Genomic DNA, 15,291 nt, shown 5'->3' with positions numbered 1-15,291 from the left:
TCGCAACTGTCGCCGAGCAGCCTGGCACGCTCCTGATACCGACCTGGGCGACCTGGTGGCTCGCGCCGCGCGAGGTGAAGGGCAGTGGAGTGTGACGAGCATTGGCGCCGTTCACCCGAAGTGAACGGCTTAACGGCCGGGCGTCTTCTGCAGAGGGCAGGCCGTCCCCAAGATTCCGGGATTCACATCCCGAGAGACAAACAATGAAGCGCCTGTTCACGATCGCGATGGCGGCCCTCGCCGCACTTCCCGCGTTCGCCGAGTGCCCCGACAAGTCGATCACCATCGTGGTGCCACTCGCTGCCGGAGGGCCGACCGACAAGGTGGCGCACGACTTCGCCGAAGCGATCCGCAAGCCGCTGGGCAATGTCGATGCGGCCATGGCCGAGGAGCCTCTATGCCACACTTTGCATTCCACCAAGTGATCAAGCCCGTGACACGTCGAATTGATTCCTACAGCATCAGGTTGTTCGTGGCGGCGGCGCGCGCCGGCTCCATCGTGCGTGCCGCTGCCGCGGAGAACATCGCACCTTCGGCCTTGAGCCGCAGGATCGCGGATCTGGAGCATGCATTCGGGACGCCGCTGCTCGTGCGCTCGCCGCGCGGCATCGCGCTGACCGACGCAGGCCGGCTGGTGCTGGCGCGGGGCGAACGCCTCGACGACGAGCTTCAGGCCTTGTTGCGCGAGGTGCAGAGCGAAGGCGGCGAAGTGCGGGGCAGGGTGCGCCTACATGCCAACATGTCTTCCGTGATCGGGTTCCTGCCCGAGCGCCTGCACCGCTTCATGGAGGCATACCCGGGCGTGGAGGTCGCGCTGCACGAGGAAGACACGCGCGACGTGCTGCGCGCCTGTCTGGACGACCGGGCCGATGTCGGCGTGGGCGTCGATGTCGCGGTGCCGGCGGGCATGGATGCCTGGCGCTTCGCCTCCGACCCCTTGCTCGTGGTGCTTCCCTCGGGGCATGAACTGGCGGACCTGGAGGCCATCACGTTCGCGCGTGCGCTCGAATTTCCTTTGGTGGGCGTTCACCAGGGCGGCGCGATGGACCGGTCCCTGAACGAACGCGCCGCAGCATTGGGCGGGCGCTTCAACCCGAAGGTGACGGTCAGCAGCTTCGACGCCGTCTGCCGCATGGTGGAGGCAGGCCTGGGCATCGCGGTGGTGCCTCGAAGTGCCGTGACGGCGTATGCGGGAGTCGACCGCTTTGCCCGGCGCCCGCTCGCGGAAGAATGGGCCGACCGCGTCCTGAACATCTACGCCCTGCGCAAGACGCCGCAGCCTCGCGCAGTGGCGGCGCTCATCGAGAGCCTGCAAGGGTAATCACCGATCTCGCGGATGGCGAGATCCCCTGTGCCGAGCGAGCGCTTTATGGCGCTGCGATGGCCGGCCAACATCGGGCCATGCCAGCCTCCTCGCCAGCCGCCGCCAGTGCAGAAAGCCTCCGGTTCGACCCGCGCATCCTCTTCCTGAGCTGTTCCCCACGCATGGTCGAGCTGGGTTTGCAGGGAGAACCCCTCGAACTCGCCGACGCGTCGCCGTTGCGTGACGATGTGTCGACCGACGAGATCACGCCGCTGCCGATCCTCACGCACTACGACGACAAGCTGGGGCGCTATCCCTACACCGGCTTCAAGGCGGGCGAGGCATTCCCCATCGGCACCGATGCCATCCGCGCGTCGGGCATCGAGGTCGTGGTCGCGGGCAGGCGCTATGGCAAGGGCTCGTCGCGCGAGCACAGCCCGACCGCCGAGAAGGCGGCCGGCGTGCGGCTGGTCGTCGCCGAAAGCTTCGAGCGCCTGTACCGGCAGAACGCCGACAACATCGGCCTGTTCACCTCGACCGACTTCGGCCTGGTCGCGCGCATCCGGGCGGGCGAGGCGATTCCGGTCGAAGACCTGGTGGCCGGCCGCGACGCGCTGGCCGCGGCGATTCTCAAGAGCGGCGGGCTGCTGCGCTTCGGCCAGCAGTTCATGCGCGACATCACGGTGCCGCCCGATGCGCAAGACGCGCGCCCGCGCACGCTGTTCGAGAAAATCGTGGCGCGCCATGCGCTTGCCACCGAGCTGACGCAGGCGCATCCCGCGCCGGGCGACGGTGCCTTCGTGCGCGCGGACCTGCGCTTCATCCACGAGTACTACACCGGCATGGCCGCGCACATGCTGCACGCCACCTTCGGCCGTTCGCTGGTGCTGCACGACGCCGGTTCCATCGTCGTCTTCGAAGACCACACGTCCTATGTCGCGGAGAGCCCCGCGCACGTACGTGGCGGCCTGGTGCCGAATGTGCATCGCTTGGTCGAGGCGCAGCGCGAGTTCGCTGCCGCCTATGGCTTGCGCTCGCACCGCACGCTGACGGAAGAACAGGCTGCGAAGGACGACGGCACCAACGTGGCCGGCATTTCGCACGCCATGGTGGCGGAACACTATGCGCTGCCGGGCCAACTGGTGGTGGGCACGGATTCACACACGCCGCACAGCGGCGCGCTGGGGTGCGTGGCCTTCGGCGTGGGAACCACGGACATAGCGAACGCCTTCGTGACGGGAGCGGTGCGGCTGACGGTGCCGCAGTCCCTGAAGATCGTGCTCGATGGCTTGCTGGTCCCGGGCGTGACCGCGAAAGACGTCGTGCTGCATCTGCTGGCGCTGCCCTTCGTGCGCGATGGTGGCGGTGTCGGCAAGGTGTTCGAGTTCACGGGCGAGGTGGTGCGGCGCATGACGACTGACGAGCGCGCCACGCTCACCAACATGACGGCGGAACTCGGCGGCTTCACCGGCCTGGTCACTCCCGATGCGGAGACCGTGCGCTTCCTGCGCGAGCGCCGCGGCATCGACTTCGAAGTCGAGCCCTGGATGCGCAGCGACGACGGCGCGGCCTACGCCAGAACGCTCCACGTCGACTGCACGCAGATTCCCCCCATGGTCGCGGCACCGGGCGATCCGGGCAACGGCCTGCCGCTCATGGCGCTCGGCGAGCGGGTGCGCATCGACATCGCCTACGGCGGCTCGTGCACGGCCGGCAAGCGCGAGGATTTCGACCACTACCACGCGGTGCTCCGGTGGGCGGCGGACCGCGGGCTCAAAGTGGCGACCGGCGTGGAGCTGTATCTCCAGTTCGGAACCACCGCGGTGCGCGACCACTGCATTGCAGCGGGGTACATGGATGCGTTCGAACGCGTAGGCGCCCGCATGCTTCAGCCCTCCTGCGGCGCTTGCGGCAACTGCGGACCGGGTGGTTCGGTGCGCGCCGACCAGGTCACCGTGAGTGCCATCAACCGCAACTTCCCCGGCCGGGGCGGCCCCGGAAAGGTCTGGCTCGCCAGCCCGCCCACGGTGGCGGCCAGCGCGATTGCGGGCGAACTCGTTTCGTTCGCCGAGCTTCAGGCGCGCCATCCATGAATTCCAACAAAGCGAGAGAGACAAACCCATGCGTGCACATTCCCTCCGGGAAGCCATTTCCCTTTCTTTAGCGGCGGCGCTGCTTGCCACTTCATTGTTCGCCGCGGCGCAATCCTCGAATGCCGATCGGCCGATACGGATCGTCGTTCCGCTCGCCGCGGGGTCGACGGTCGATGCGGTCGCCCGCGCGGTCGCGCCGGCCTTCGGGCGCGCGACCGGCCATCCGGTCGTGGTGGAGAACGTCGTCGGCGCCGGCGGCATTCAGGGTACGGCCCAGATCGTGAAGGCACCCAAGGACGGGCTCACGCTCGGCATGGTGTCGTCCAACCATGTCATCAATCCAGGCATCTACAAGACGATTCCCTACGACAGCATGAAGGACATCACGCCCATCGCGGTACTGGCCACCGTGCCGGTCGTGCTGGTGGTGAACAACGCGCTTCCGGTGAAGAGCGTGAAGGAACTGCTGGCCTATGCGAAGGGCAATCCCGGCAAGCTCAACTACGGGTCCGCCGGCAACGGGAGCGTGCTCCACCTGGCGGGGGAACTGATGGTGAGCGAGACCGGCATCGACATGAAGCACGTGCCCTACCGCGGCACCGGACCGCTCATCACCGACCTGATGGGCGGCCAGGTGCAGCTCGCATTCGTTTCGATCTCGCAGGTCGCCCCGCAGATCAAGGCCGGGACGCTGCGCGCATTGGCGGTATCGACGCCGGCGCGTTCCGCGGCCTTGCCCGAGGTGCCGACGATGATGGAATCGGGCGTGCCCAGGTACAGCTTCGACGCGTGGATCGCGCTGATCGGTCCAGCCGGACTGCCCAAGCCGGTGGCCGACAGCTATGCCGCAGCGGTGCAAGAGGCCTTGGTGTCGCCCGAAGCAAGAAATGTCATTACCGGTCAAGGCCTCACGGTGCTGAACACCGGGCCTGACCTGGCGCCAGCCTTCTTGCAGTCCGAGTTGGTGAAGCACCAGAAGCTGGTGAAGCAGTCCGGCGCCACTCTGGACTGAGGTCGTGCCCGCATTCAGGATCGCGGCGCTGCCGGGCGAGGGCGTGGGCCAGCGCCTGCCTTGCGGCCGGAACGCGCATTGCTTGGCCTGCCGCAAGCGGCGCGAAGAGCGCGAGTTCTATCTGAAGCTCGTCGAGCAGCAGAAGTGGTCCAGCCGACAGCTCGAACGGCAATTCAAGCTTGCACTGTTCGAGCGGGCGATAGCGACGCCGCCAAAAGTCTCGGCAGCGCTGAGACAAACACACCCCGAAGCGAGCCGGCGGCCGATCTCGAATTCGACGTTGTGATCCTCGCGGGCGGCATCCATTCGCCCGCCAAGCGCGCCATCCAGTGGGCGGTGGAGCGCTTTCCAGGTAAGCCCGTGCTCTATGTGCCCGGCAACCACGAGTACTACGACGGCCGGCTGGACACGACCCTGGCCGAGGCACGCAGCGCGGCCGAAGGCAGCCACGTGTACCTCCTCGATGGCGACGAACGGGTGATCGACGGCGTGCGCTTCCTCGGCGCAACGCTGTGGACCGACTTCGCGCTCGCGATCGAGACACCCGAAGGTCCGGTCAGCGATGTGGCGTGGGCCATGAAGAAGGCGACCAACCTGCTGAACGACTACGCACTGATCCGGACGCTTGACGAGACGGCCGAACCCGGCACCTGGCGGGACAAGCAGGGCCGAAAGCTCCAGGCGGCGACACGCTGCGGATCCACCAGGCGCAGCGGGCATGGCTGCAAGCCAAGCTCGCTGAACCGTTCGCCGGGCCCACGGTGGTGGTGACGCACCATGCGCCGCACCGCGGCTCGCTTTCGCCGCGCTACGCCGACGACTGATGTCGGGCGCATTCGTGAACGAGCTTCCTGACACTTTCTTCGAGGTGGCCATGCTCTGGGTGCATGGCCACACGCATCAGAGCTTCGACTACCGAGTCCATGCGTGCCAAGTGGTCTGCAATCCGCGCGGGTACGTGAACTGGAGCGGCCGGATCGAGAACCAGGCGTTCGAGCCTGGCCTGATCATCGATGTGCCACCTCCTGAGGGCGACCAGCGACCATGAAGCTGCTCGCCCTGTCCACCCTCCATGCTGAGCAGCAGTGTGTCATGTGAGTTACCGTCCGGAGTTGTGCTCTGACGCGTCAGCTGAAACTTGGTAGTGGCCGGACCGTCAAATATATGATGCGGCGGCTCTCTGATTCGCCGGATGAGGTGCGCTGTCGGTGGGGCGCGATGTATTGCTATCCGACAGGTGTCCATGATTCCGGACATTCGAGACAACGCCATGTCCATGGAACTGGACACAGGTGCCGCATTCTTCGTATTCTCCAGACCCTGCTCGGAGGCACCGCTCTTGACTGTGTCATGGGAGTAGGCGTGGCACGGGCTTTGCACTTGGTAGCTTGCCTATTCCAATAACGCAGACAACATCGAACAATCGGCCAGCCCCGCATGCCCGCTGTTGGTCCATCCGCGCAGTGATTCAGCTGCTCTTAGGCAGCGAAGGCATTCTTTCCAAGCACGACAACGGAGACTTGCATGAGACCACTCTGCGCGCGCGAAGCTCGCTCGCCTAACGGCCGAGCTCGCCGCCGGTTTCGGAAGCAGCGATGGACCGACCGGCCATGCCATCGTATTGGGCGAATTGATCGCCAACTCGCTCTTCTGCTGTTGCCAGACCTTGTGAGCCCCGGCGCGGGACGGGTCTTTAACGCGGCACGAGTTCCGGAATGGCCATCAGCAACAGCGTCGTAAGTCGCTACCTCGCGATCTCGCTCGTGGCGGGAATCGTGCCGACGCTCGCAGTGGGCCTGCTGTACGACCGGTATGCGCAGGCGCTGATCGACGAGTTGGTCGGCGAGCGGCTGTCGGTCCAGCTCACGGCAATGTCGAAGCGCCTGGAGTCGTTTCTCGACGCACGTCGCTATCAGGTGGAAACCCTGGCCAGCCACCCCGCCATGACCGCCTTGCTGCGAGCCGAAATCAACAACGCCAGCGAGGAGGCGCATGGGCTGCTGCAGCTGGAGGCAGACCTGCCGGACCTTTACGGCATCCTGCTGCTGGAAGACGGCGGCCGCCTGCGCCATTTCGTGCCCGGGCAGGCTGCCGCCGGTCCGCCCTACTGGAGCGAGCAACCGTTCTCGATTGCCTCGCTGCCGGTCACACGCTTCGGCAGCAATGAGGTGGTCGGGCCGGCCGCCCCGGGCGATGGCCTCGCCGGCTGGTTCCTGGTGCGCCATCCCCTGCCAGCTGCTGAGGGGCGGCACCGGGTCGACATTGCGCTGCACGTACGCTTCTCGTCGCTGACTGAACTGATGGGGGGGCCTTCGGTGGCCGGCATCGTCCAGCCAGTCCTGAAAACGCCGGCCGGCTATTTCAACGCCGTCGGCGTGCGCGTCACCCCCGCCGAGCGCATGATCGCGGGCCCGGAGGTGTTGCCCGGCTGGCAACCGATGTTGCAGATCGAGCCCTCGGCGCTGCTCAGCCGTTTCGAGAATGCGCGGCGTGTGCTGCTGGTGGTTGTGCTCGGCACCGCCAGCGTCCTGGTGTTCCTTTTCTACCAGCTCGCGCGCAACCTGCAGGGCCGCGTGGCACGGCTTGTGAGCGGGGTCGAAGCCATCGCGTCGGGCCAACTGAACCACCGCATCCAGGAGCAGGGGCGCGATGAAATCTCGGCTGTTTCGCGCGCCTTCAACACGATGGCTGAGGGCCTTTCCAACACGTTCGCGCGATTGGCACGCGCGCAGCGGCTCGCTTCGCTTGGCGAATTTGCCACCGGCATTGCGCATGAGGTGCGCAACCCGTTGTCCGCCATCAAGACGACGGTGCAGGCGCTCGCTCGGCGTGAGGCCGATCCGCGTCGGCACCAGCTTCTGCAGGACGTGGAGACCGAGGTCACCCGGCTCACCCGCGTGGTGAGCGACCTCTCGGATTTCGGCAAGCCGCGCCCTCCGGAGCCGGCTGTGACGCCGGTGCGCGAGGTTTTCCGCCGCGTCGATGGTTTGGTGAAGGCCGAACTGAAGGTGCAGCGGCTGTCACTCGCGATCCAGGGCGACTCCGAGTTGCGCCTGTGGGTCGACGCCGACCATCTGATCCAGATCATGCTGAACCTGGTGCTCAACGCGATCCAGGCCACGCCGCCGGGAGGCCTGATCACACTGCGTGCGGCGCGCGCCGGCGACGGGTTCGGCGTGCTCGAGGTCCGCGATACGGGTCGCGGGGTGCCGCCCGAGGCGCTCGCGAAGCTGAGCGACCCGTTCTTCACGACGCGACCGAAGGGCATGGGCCTGGGCCTCAGCATTTCCCGGCAATTGGCGGAGTTGAATAACTGCACTCTCACGATCGAGAGTGAGGTGGGCGCGGGCACGGTGGTTACGCTGCGCGTGCCGATGCCGCAAGAGGAGACATAGGTTTTGAAACAGGTGCTCGTGATCGACGACGAACCCGGCGTGCTGAAGGCACTGGTGTTCGCGCTGGAAGAGGAGGGATTTGGCGTCGCGACCGCGGTGGACGGCGCCGGCGGATTGGATGCTGCCTGCCGAGGCGCGCCCGACATCGTGTTGCTCGACGTGAACCTGCCGGACATGAGCGGGTTGGACGTGCTCGCGCGGCTTGCCACGGATCGACCCGGGCTGCCTGTGATCATGATCTCCGCAACGAGCGACACGCGGCTGGCAGTGAAGGCCGTGAAGGCCGGTGCAGCGGACTATGTGACCAAGCCGTTCGAGCTCGATGAATTGCTGTACACGATCCGCGGCGCGCTGCAAAAGGCGCGCATGGCCAGTGAGATCGATTTCCGTCGGCAGGCATCGACCGCTCACGACGGCGTGATCGGTACCAGTACACAGGTTCGTGCGCTGGCGGCGACCATCAGCCGCATTGCGGCGAGCCAGGCCAAGCGCGTGCTGGTGCTGGGCGAGTCCGGCACCGGCAAGGCGCTGGTAGCGCGCGCCATCCACACGGCGAGCGCGCGCAGTGGAGGGCCCTTCGTCGAAGTGAACTGCGCCTCGCTGCCGGAGCAACTGATCGAGGCGGAGCTGTTCGGTGCGGAGAAGGGTTCCTACACTGGAGCGACGCAGCGGCGCGTGGGACTGGTCGCGCTGGCGGACGGCGGCACGCTGTTCCTGGACGAGATCGGTGAGCTGCCACTGGCGCTGCAGGCCAAGCTGCTGCACTTTCTGGAAGACGGTCAGTATCGCCCAGTGGGTGGCACCCGTGGCATGACCGCCGACGTCCGGGTAGTGGCCGCGACCAACCGCGACCTGGCCTCCGAGGCTTCGCGGGGCTGCTTCCGCGAAGACTTGTACTACCGCTTGAACGTACTGCCGATCGCGGTACCGGCCCTGCGGGAGCGCGACGACGACGTGCTGGTACTGGCAGATCATTTCGCCTCGCGCTATGCCAAGTCCGAACGCTGCGAGCCGATCCGTTTCTCGCCCGACGCGAGAGCCTGCCTGACAGCCTACACATGGCCCGGTAACGTGCGCGAACTGAAGAACCTCATCGAGCGTCTCACCATCCTCCATCCCGGCAGCGTGATCGAGCGCTCGCAACTGCCCACCGACCTGGATAGTGGGGAGGTCCGCTCGGCAGCCATCGAGCAGAAGCTGGCCGTGGAGGAGGAGAAGCTGCTGCGCGATGCCCTGGCCCGCGCGCAGGGCCATCGTGGCAGGACCGCGGAGCTGCTGGGGATTTCACGCCATGCGCTGCTGCGCCGGCTGCAGCGGCTCGGGATCGATGGGGAGGGCCGCCCGTGAGGATTCGCGATCTGCTTCGCTGCGCCGTCACGCTGGTCATGGCCTGCCTGGCTGCAGCCGGCGCCCACGCCCGCGTAGAACTGGGGGCACCTGCGGGGCAGGCCGACATCACCATTGGTTGCCTCTACCCGCTGGCGGGCCGGGCCGCGATCTACGGCCGCGACAGCATCGCGGCGATCAAGCTGGCGCTCGCCGAGCTGGATGCCGAGCCCATGCGCGACTGGCGCCCGCGCCTGCGAGTGATCGTGGAGGACGATCGCTCCAAAGCGGCCTATGGCGTTCGGCTGGCCAGCCAGTTCATCGATCACGACAAGGCGCAGTTCCTCTGCGGGGTGGTGAGCTCCGGTGTGGCGCAGGCGGTGAGCCGGCTGTCGCGGGCGCGCAAGGTGATCTTCGTCGGCACCGACCACGCCTCCTCGCGGCTCACGATCGAAGACTTTCACCGCTACTATTTTCGGGTTTCGAACGACACCTACACTTCGATGGCGGCGGGCGCGAAATACCTGGTCGAGCAGCAGCGCGAGCGTGGCTGGAAGCGGCTGGCATTCCTGGGACCGGATTACGACTATGGCCACGTCATGTGGGCCGACCTGCAACGCAGCCTGTCGGCCAGCGGCGCGAACTATGAGGTCGTTGCACAACTCTGGCCCAAGCTCTACGAGCCCGACTATTCGGCGTACCTGACGGCCCTGATGCGCTCGCGGCCGGACGTGATCGTCACTGGGCTTTGGGGAGGCGACTTCCTCGCTTTCCTTGCGCAGGCCCACTCCAGCGAACTGCTCGGCAAGATGCCCATGGCCAACTTTGATGCGGGCGGCAACTACGACGTGCTGATGGCGCTGGGTGACCAAGCGCCGCCCAATCTCGTGCTCTCGGCGCGCCATCACAACAACTGGCCCGACACGACGCGCAACCGGAAGTTCATGGCCGACTTTTTTGCGGCGGAGGGGCGCTATCCGACTTATGCGGCAGAGGGCGCTTACGCCGGGATCCTGGCCATTGCGCGCGCAGTAGGCAAGGCCGGCAAGCCATTCGATGTCGAGAAGGTGGTGGGAGCGCTGGAGGGGCTCTGCCTGGAATTGCCGGAGGATCCGCCCGGGTTTGCCTCATGCATCGACCGCGAAACGCACCAGATCGCGCAAGCACAGGCGATCGGAGAGGTTGTGGTCGACACCCGGTTTCCGCCGGCCCGGGTGATGTTGGGTCGGTGGCGGGTCTACCCTGCGGAGCAACTGCGGCCATCGCCGGAGTTGGTGCGTGAGCGCAGGCGGGCTGCCGGGGCACCGTAGACAACGCACCATCGCTTCCGCAAAGGCCGCGGGGCCGATCCGCATGTGCGGTTTCCGCGCGACCCGACCGCCGCAATGCGCGGAATCCGCGCAATACATCTCAGCGAATTAGGCCTAAGTCCTTGATCCGCAACGCTTTCGCGGTGTGGCACGCTCTTCGCAATATTCCTCGTGAGCAACACAACTCACAAGGAGACAACGTGACCCTGAAGTTCCCCCTCACGCACCTGGCTCGCAGCTTCGCGCTCGTCACCGCCGGCGCCGCCTTCGCGCTGCCGGCTGCCGCCGCCGACAACCGCAAGTTCCGCATCGGCGTGGCGACCTTCCTGTCGGGCGCCGCCGCGGGCCCTTTCGGAGTGCCCGCGGCCAATGCCGCCAAGCTCGTGGTCGACGCGCTGAACAAGGGGGCCCTGCCAGCGCCCTACAACACCAAAGGCATCAGTGGCGTCGAAGTCGAGATGGTGTTGATCGATGAGAACGGCGGCGCCACCAAGCAGGTGGAGGAATACCGCAACCTTGTGCAGCGCCAGAAGGTCGACGTGGTGATTGGCTACATCTCCTCGGGTGACTGCCTCGCGATTGCTCCGGTGGCCGAGGAGCTCAAGACCCCGACGGTTTTCTTCGACTGCGGGACCTCGCGCCTGTTCAGCGAGACGCTGAAGAACCCGAAATACGTGTTTCGCACCGGCCTTGACGCCGTGGTCGACAACGTGGCCGCTGCCCGTTACATCGTGGAGACGAAGCCGAACGTGAGATCGGTCGGCAGCATTCAGCAGAACTATGCCTGGGGCCAGGATGCCTGGGCTGACTTCAGCCTTGCTTTCAAGCAGCTCAAGCCGGACATCAAGTTCGTTTCCGAGCAGTGGCCGAAACTGGGGCAGGGCCAGTACGGCGCCGAGATTTCCGCGTTGTCCGTCAGCAACCCCGACCTGATCCACTCCAGCTTCTGGGGCGGCGACATGGAGGCGCTGGTGCTGCAAGGCGGCGCGCGGGGTCTGTTCGACAAGCGTGTGACGCTGCTGACGGCGGGCGAGACCGGCTTTGAGCATTTCAAGGACCAGGCGCCCAACGGCACGATCGTCGGCGGCCGCGGCCCGTTTGGCGCTTTCGCGCCGAAGAACGCGCTTTCCGACTGGCTGCGCACGACCTACAGCGCCGCGCACAAAGAGCAGCCGACCTACCCCGCCTTCAAGATGATGCAGGCGATCCTCGGCATGAAGGCGGCCGCGGAGAAGGTGGGCAAGCCCGGCACCATGCCGACGCAGGAGCAGGTGCTCGCGGGTCTCAAGGGCCTCACGTTCGAATCGCCCAGCGGCACGGTGCGTATGAGCCGCGCCGGTGGCCATCAGGCTGTACAGGGGGTGGCTTACGGCGAATACCACTATGACCCCAAGACCCGCAAGGCCAGCATCATCAATGTGAAGGACTATCCGGGCGACTGCCTGATGCCGCCCGATGGCACGAGCCCTGCCGACTGGATCAAGGCCGGCTTCCCCGGTGCCAAGTGCACACCGACACCGCCAAAGGAGCGCACGTCGTGAGCACCTTGCTGGCTATAGTTTTCGACGGCGCCATTTATGCCTCGTGGCTGTTCCTCGTGGCGGCCGGCCTGACGGTGATCTACGGGGTGATGCGCATCCTCAACATGGCACACGGCAGCTTCTACGCGATCGGCGCCTATTGCGCCGCCTCGCTCACGGGGTGGTACTTCTCCGGCGAGTCTGGGGCTAGTCCGTACTGGAGCTACCTGCTGCTGTTCGGATGTGCCATCGTCGGCGGCCTGGCTGTGGGCGTGCTGGTGGAGCAGGCGCTGCTGCGCCACCTGCGTGGCCGCGATGAGATCCTGATGGTGATCGTCACGTATGCGCTGCTGCTGATCCTGGAGGACGTGGTGAAGCTGGTGTGGGGCGTCAACCCATACCTGGCGTACCAGCCCTACCGTCTGCTCGGGCAGAGCTCGATCACGGATTCGCTGCGCTTCGCCAACTACGACCTCGCACTGGTGGCGATCTCGCTCGTGGTCGGCGCCGCTGCATGGTGGGCGCTCAACCGTACCGACAAGGGGCGCATGTTGCGAGCGGTGATCCACGACCGCGAGATCGCCACAGCAATGGGGGTGAACGTCAATCTGATGTTCGCCATCACCTTCGCGATCGGCTCCATGCTCGGTGCGCTTGCCGGGGCCCTCACTGCACCGGCCATTTCCGTCACACCGGGCATCGGTGTCGAGGTGATCGTGCTGGCGTTCGCCGTGGTGGTGGTGGGCGGCCTGGGCAGCATCGGCGGCGCCGCCGTCGGCGCAGTGCTGGTCGGTCTCGCCCGTTCCTTCGCTGTCCATCTGGCGCCGCAGATCGAGTTGTTCGTGATCTACGGCGTGATGTTCCTGGTACTCGCATTCCGGCCGCAGGGCCTCTTCGGCCAACTGCAGCCCCGAAAGATCTAAATGAAATTCAAGTCCGAACTTGGGCTGCCGCTGGCGGCCGGGTCGATTGCCGCCCTCGGCTGGGCGGGGCCCGACTGGTTGAGCTTCCTGCTCACCCTGGCCTTTGCCAAAGGCCTGGTGGTTCTCGGGGTGGTGCTGCAAATGCGCGCCGGCCTCGTCTCCTTCGGCCAGGCGCTGTACTACTGCATCGGCGGCTACGCTGCCGGCTTGGCCGCCAAGCACCTGGGCATCCAGGATGCCATCGTGCTGCTGGCGCTGGGCGTGGTGGCCTCGCTGATGATGGCCGCGCTGTGCGGCATCATGGTGGCGCGCTACCGCGACATCTTCTACGCCATGCTTTCGATGGCGTTGTCGATGATTGTCTACGGCATGCTGGTGAAGTCCAGCGCGCTCGGCTCCACCGACGGCTTCAACGTCGCGAACCCGAGCTACCTTGGCTTCCAGCCGGATCCGTCGCAGGCCAAACGCGTTGCCTTCCTGGTCACGTTGGCGATCGCGCTCGTTGCGGCCCTGGTCTGCCACCGCGTGTTGCGCTCGCGGTTTGGCAGGCTCTCGGAGGCAGTGCGCGAGAACGAGATCCGGGTTGACTTCCTCGGCATCTCGCCGTTCGGACTTGTCTACCTGAACTACTGCGGCGCGGCCGTGCTGTCGGCCCTCGGCGGCGGCCTGATTGCGATCGCCACGGGCCACGTGGATCCGGACATGGCGTTCTGGGCCACCTCTGGCGAGTTCGTCTTCATGGCCTTGCTCGGCGGAACGGCGCATGTGGCGGCGCCGTTCGTGGCAGCCATCGTGTTCTCCGCGGTGCGCACCTTCGCCATTCAGGAGGCGCCGCACCTGTGGCAGCTCACGCTGGGCAGTGTCCTGCTGGCGCTGATCCTTTTCTTGCCCAAAGGCTTGTGGAGCCTGGTGTCCCGTAGGCGTGCCGCAGTGCCTGCGGAGATTCCGTCCGTGACGAAAGAGGTGTCCCCATGAGTGTGCTCGAAACGCGCCAGCTCACCCGCACCTTCGGTGCCGTGGTCGCTGCCAATTCGCTGGATGTGACCATCCAGCGCGGCGAGATCGTCGGAGTCATCGGCTCCAACGGCGCCGGAAAGACCACGTTCATCAACATGGTGACCGGGTACCTGCCGGCCACCTCGGGCGACATCCTGTACGAGGGCCGCTCTGTGCTCGGGATGAAGCCGCGCCAGATCACCCGCCTCGGACTGGCCCGATCGTTCCAAGTCGCGCAGTTGTTCCCCCAGCTCACCGTGCTGGACAACGTGCTGATGGCGCTGGCGGCCGCCCACGAAGCGCAGCCTTCCATGCTGCGGCACTTCGAAACTGCGGAGGCGGTGCGCGAGGCCCGCCGCATCCTGCAGGCCTTCGGCGTGGCGCACTACGCCGACAGCGAGGCCAGTGCCGTGCCGCAGGGCGCGCGCAAGCTGGTCGACATCGCGATGGCCCTGGTCTCGAAGCCGCGCATGCTGCTGCTGGACGAGCCCACCAGTGGCGTGAGCGCCGACGAGAAATTCCCCTTGATGGATGCCGTGATGGCCGCCGTGAGGCAAAGCGGCGTGACGGTGCTGTTCGTAGAGCACGATATGGAAGTGGTGGAGCGCTACGTTTCGCGCATCCTGGCGTTCTACAGCGGCGAGATCATCGCCGACGGGCCGCCGGCTGCGGTACTTGGCAACCCACGCGTGCAGGAGTTGGTGGTAGGCAAGCGGGCTTCGGCACGCGAGGAGGCACTCGCATGACTGAGCTTGCCCTCGACATCCAGGGATTGGACGTGGCCATCGCCGGCACGCCCATCCTGCGCAAGGTCACGCTGCAGTTGCCGCAAGGCAGCATGGCCGGGCTGATCGGCCGCAACGGCGCCGGCAAGACAACGCTGATGCGCGCGGTGATGGGACTGCTGCCCTCACGTTCGGCAACGCTGGCGTGCGCCGGCGAGTCGATGGCGCAGCTGCCAGCGCACACCCGCGCCGAGCACGGCATCAGCTACTTGCCGGAGGACCGGCGGCTGATTCCGTCGCTCACCGTCGAAGAAAACATCTTGCTGCCGGCTTGGGCCAACGGCCTGGGCGACGCAAGACGACGCCTTGCATGGATCTACGAGCTGATTCCCGAACTGCTCGAGCACCGCGAGCGCAAGGCGCTGCAGCTCAGCGGCGGCCAGCAGAAGCTGGTGGCGTTGGCGCGCGCGCTGATGCCGGGACGCAAGCTGCTGCTGCTGGACGAACCCTTCGAGGGCGTCGCGCCGGTGCTATCGCGGCGCCTGACAGAGGTGATCGCGAAGCTGCGCACCGAGGGCCTGACGGTCCTGCTGAGCGAATCGGATGACAAGCACTCGGCCGACTTGGTTGATCGCATCTTCCGTATCGAGCGCGGCGTCGTCCGCGAGAGTTCTGCAACCCACTAGAG

Annotated in this window: 14 protein-coding genes and 1 pseudogene; all 15 read left to right on the top strand. The window is 66.3% G+C overall.

Annotation, left to right across the window (positions count from 1 at the left end; genetic code table 11):
• Window positions 1-203: 203 nt before the first annotated feature.
• Window positions 204-365: pseudogene (locus tag VPA02S_RS15940) on the top strand (tripartite tricarboxylate transporter substrate binding protein BugD); the annotation flags it as partial.
• Between the two features lie 32 nt (window positions 366-397).
• Window positions 398-1,321 carry a LysR substrate-binding domain-containing protein gene (locus VPA02S_RS15935; RefSeq protein WP_049808440.1) on the top strand — a complete coding sequence of 308 codons (924 nt, stop codon included), beginning with the start codon at window positions 398-400 and terminating at the stop codon, window positions 1,319-1,321.
• An 80-nt stretch (window positions 1,322-1,401) separates the two neighbouring features.
• On the top strand, window positions 1,402-3,396 hold the full coding sequence (locus VPA02S_RS15930; protein ID WP_062365375.1) for an aconitase family protein: 1,995 nt from the start codon (window positions 1,402-1,404) through the stop codon (window positions 3,394-3,396).
• 28 nt (window positions 3,397-3,424) lie between these two features.
• Window positions 3,425-4,408: a Bug family tripartite tricarboxylate transporter substrate binding protein gene (locus VPA02S_RS15925; RefSeq protein ID WP_026283978.1), complete on the top strand. Its 984-nt coding sequence runs from the start codon at window positions 3,425-3,427 to the stop codon at window positions 4,406-4,408.
• 4 nt (window positions 4,409-4,412) lie between these two features.
• Window positions 4,413-4,694 (top strand): DUF1016 family protein, encoded by a 282-nt coding sequence (locus tag VPA02S_RS31735; protein WP_155247827.1) that lies wholly within the window; start codon window positions 4,413-4,415, stop codon window positions 4,692-4,694.
• Window positions 4,691-5,179, top strand: coding sequence for a metallophosphoesterase family protein (locus VPA02S_RS32215; RefSeq protein WP_230537777.1), 489 nt, complete (start codon window positions 4,691-4,693; stop codon window positions 5,177-5,179). Before VPA02S_RS31735 ends, VPA02S_RS32215 begins: the two co-directional genes overlap by 4 nt.
• A gap of 52 nt (window positions 5,180-5,231) precedes the next feature.
• The gene (locus VPA02S_RS32210; protein WP_230537776.1) at window positions 5,232-5,456 is read left to right on the top strand and encodes a hypothetical protein; all 225 of its coding nucleotides are present in this window, start codon (window positions 5,232-5,234) and stop codon (window positions 5,454-5,456) included.
• Window positions 5,457-6,123: 667 nt separating this feature from the next.
• The gene (locus tag VPA02S_RS15915; RefSeq protein ID WP_062364762.1) at window positions 6,124-7,803 is read left to right on the top strand and encodes an ATP-binding protein; all 1,680 of its coding nucleotides are present in this window, start codon (window positions 6,124-6,126) and stop codon (window positions 7,801-7,803) included.
• Between the two features lie 12 nt (window positions 7,804-7,815).
• Window positions 7,816-9,150, top strand: coding sequence for a sigma-54-dependent transcriptional regulator (locus tag VPA02S_RS15910; protein WP_244883666.1), 1,335 nt, complete (start codon window positions 7,816-7,818; stop codon window positions 9,148-9,150).
• Window positions 9,147-10,439 carry an ABC transporter substrate-binding protein gene (locus VPA02S_RS15905; RefSeq protein WP_244883534.1) on the top strand — a complete coding sequence of 431 codons (1,293 nt, stop codon included), beginning with the start codon at window positions 9,147-9,149 and terminating at the stop codon, window positions 10,437-10,439. The genes VPA02S_RS15910 and VPA02S_RS15905 overlap by 4 nt, the downstream gene beginning before the upstream one ends.
• A 200-nt stretch (window positions 10,440-10,639) precedes the next feature.
• A complete protein-coding gene (locus VPA02S_RS15900) occupies window positions 10,640-11,980 on the top strand; it encodes an ABC transporter substrate-binding protein (RefSeq protein ID WP_081247554.1) in 1,341 nt (446 codons plus the stop codon).
• On the top strand, window positions 11,977-12,882 hold the full coding sequence (locus VPA02S_RS15895; RefSeq protein WP_062364760.1) for a branched-chain amino acid ABC transporter permease: 906 nt from the start codon (window positions 11,977-11,979) through the stop codon (window positions 12,880-12,882). The genes VPA02S_RS15900 and VPA02S_RS15895 overlap by 4 nt, the downstream gene beginning before the upstream one ends.
• Window positions 12,883-13,857, top strand: coding sequence for a branched-chain amino acid ABC transporter permease (locus VPA02S_RS15890; protein WP_062364759.1), 975 nt, complete (start codon window positions 12,883-12,885; stop codon window positions 13,855-13,857).
• Window positions 13,854-14,624, top strand: coding sequence for an ABC transporter ATP-binding protein (locus tag VPA02S_RS15885; RefSeq protein WP_062364758.1), 771 nt, complete (start codon window positions 13,854-13,856; stop codon window positions 14,622-14,624). Before VPA02S_RS15890 ends, VPA02S_RS15885 begins: the two co-directional genes overlap by 4 nt.
• The gene (locus VPA02S_RS15880; RefSeq protein ID WP_062364757.1) at window positions 14,621-15,289 is read left to right on the top strand and encodes an ATP-binding cassette domain-containing protein; all 669 of its coding nucleotides are present in this window, start codon (window positions 14,621-14,623) and stop codon (window positions 15,287-15,289) included. Before VPA02S_RS15885 ends, VPA02S_RS15880 begins: the two co-directional genes overlap by 4 nt.
• Window positions 15,290-15,291: the final 2 nt, after the last annotated feature.

The sequence above is a fragment of the Variovorax paradoxus NBRC 15149 genome (assembly GCF_001591365.1).
In the GTDB taxonomy this organism is placed as follows: Bacteria; Pseudomonadota; Gammaproteobacteria; order Burkholderiales; family Burkholderiaceae_C; genus Variovorax; species Variovorax paradoxus.
The sequence above is the reverse complement of the archived record's forward strand: the minus strand, read 5'-3'. Positions and strand labels throughout refer to the sequence as shown.